General features: G+C 54.9%; 1 pseudogene. It reads left to right on the top strand.

The features are described from left to right. Nucleotides 1-427: 427 nt before the first annotated feature. Nucleotides 428-1060 (top strand): annotated as a pseudogene (locus HMPREF3171_RS00615) (hypothetical protein); the annotation flags it as partial.

Here is a 1060-nt window from a genome sequence, read left to right as displayed (position 1 = left end):
CTCGCCGGCACGATCATCTACGACAACTGCTCCCCGAACGGTGGCGGCTCTTCCGTGAAGGACCTGGAACTGAAGGGTTCTTCCGGCAAGACCTACGCTGGTTCCTCCAAGGAGGAGCAGAAGAAGCCGACGACTAATCCGAAGGCTCCGAAGCAGAACTAGGTTCAAGCTAGGTACTAGCTAACTGACTGTTGCCCCGCATTCCCCTCGTTGGGAATGCGGGGCAACTGCTTTCCTGTACCAGCTATTAGCGACGATTGCCGCGCGAACAGCAAGCACGATAGTGCCTTTATCTCCCTGTAAACCTTGCGTTTCACCTGAATAGTGCTTGTAAGTTGGGTAGGATTTTCACGGCTACCGGCGTATCGAATATTTAGAAGACCCTGCTACGCCAATCCCTGACTACATCGCTCGAAGGGGCGTTTGCATGAAGAAGAATTACATTGCTCGTCGTCGTGGCACGTCGGTTGCTGCGGTTGCGTTGTCGTTTGCGTTGGTTGCGCCGTTGGCGCAGCCGGTTGCTGCTCCGCAGTTTGCTTCTGCGGGGTTTGCTGGCACGAAGGATCAGGCTGGTCAGCCGAATGAGCAGGGCAATGGTGTGTTGTACCCCGGCAAGAACGCTGATGGGGTCTACCAGACTGGTGTTGCTCAGGAGAAGTATGCCGTTGGTGATCAGCCGATCAAGGTTGATGGCGCTATCGAGTCTGAAGCTAAAGATGGTTCGAATAACTCCATCGAGGGTTATGTCATTAACCAGCGTAACGGCAACATGGCGGTGCACCCGGGTACGAATAACCTGAAGCCGATCCCGATGGAGGGCGTGCGTATTTACGCACAGTGGGTTGAGCGCGACGGTGCTACTTCTCCCATTTATACCGCTACGACAGATGAGACCGGCCGGTTTTCCATCGGTATGGCAAACTTTACGGACGCTTTCGGCAAGGTGCGTAACTTCGACGCTGACCCGAACCTGCCGGAGGGTGAGAAGTTCCGTATTTGGGCAGAAAACCCGGATCCGGATGTGTTTACTCAGATCTATGGCCCTGGTCAGGGCAAGTTG

The sequence above is a fragment of the Corynebacterium sp. HMSC08F01 genome, from assembly GCF_001807545.1.
GTDB lineage: Bacteria > Actinomycetota > Actinomycetes > Mycobacteriales > Mycobacteriaceae > Corynebacterium > Corynebacterium coyleae.
Note: the sequence above shows the minus strand (reverse complement) of the source record. Positions and strands in the feature narration are given on the sequence as shown.